We start from the raw sequence: 737 nt of genomic DNA, 5'->3' as shown, positions 1-737 counted from the left end.
TAACATTTGTAAAATGAAAATGATGATACGAGGAGATTGTAAGATGATAGATAAAAAATTAACATCACCGAAAATGACAGTGCCTTTATTTTTAATCGCGCTGATTGTATTTATAGGTATGTTTTACGGTGTAGTGACAAATCAAGAATGGCTTAAAAATATAGATATGGGATCATTAACATGGTTTACAGATTATTTCGGTGAGCCACAACGTCAGTATGTTAACAATTTGTTTAATTATTATATGACGTTTAGTGCGGAAATTGGAGATGTCAAAGGTGTCGTGTTGATTTCAATTATCGTCACAATCATACTGTTTATTAAACAGAGGCATTTAGCGGTTTGGTTTGTGACATATTTGGTTTCAGGTGTCATCATGAACAAATTAATTAAAGATACTGTTTTACGTCCAAGACCATATAATCATTTAGCCGTTGATACAGGCTTTTCATTTCCAAGTGGACATTCCAACGCCAGCACATTATTATATTTCGCCTTAATGATCATTATTATTTCAGTTGCTGCTAAGACAATAACAAAAGTGTTGAGTGCGCTAGTTATGGGAATATTATGGCTTAGCATATTATTTTGTCGCCTTTATTTTCATGCACATTACTTTTCAGATGTCATTGGCGGCACGTCACTAGCAATCATTTGGGTAGCGTTATTCTTAATGGTATACCCATACTTTATTAATCATCGACGACAACGCGTTTAGCAAACATCTTTAGACATAG

The 737-nt window shown here is 33.8% G+C and carries 1 protein-coding gene; it reads left to right on the top strand.

Translation table 11 applies throughout. The annotated features are described in order from the left end of the window. Positions 1-43: 43 nt before the first annotated feature. The gene (locus IDG60_RS18100) at positions 44-718 is read left to right on the top strand and encodes a phosphatase PAP2 family protein (protein ID WP_000565813.1); all 675 of its coding nucleotides are present in this window, start codon (positions 44-46) and stop codon (positions 716-718) included. Positions 719-737: the final 19 nt, after the last annotated feature.

This window comes from Staphylococcus sp. EG-SA-2 (assembly GCF_017152085.1).
Note: the sequence above shows the minus strand (reverse complement) of the source record. Positions and strands in the feature narration are given on the sequence as shown.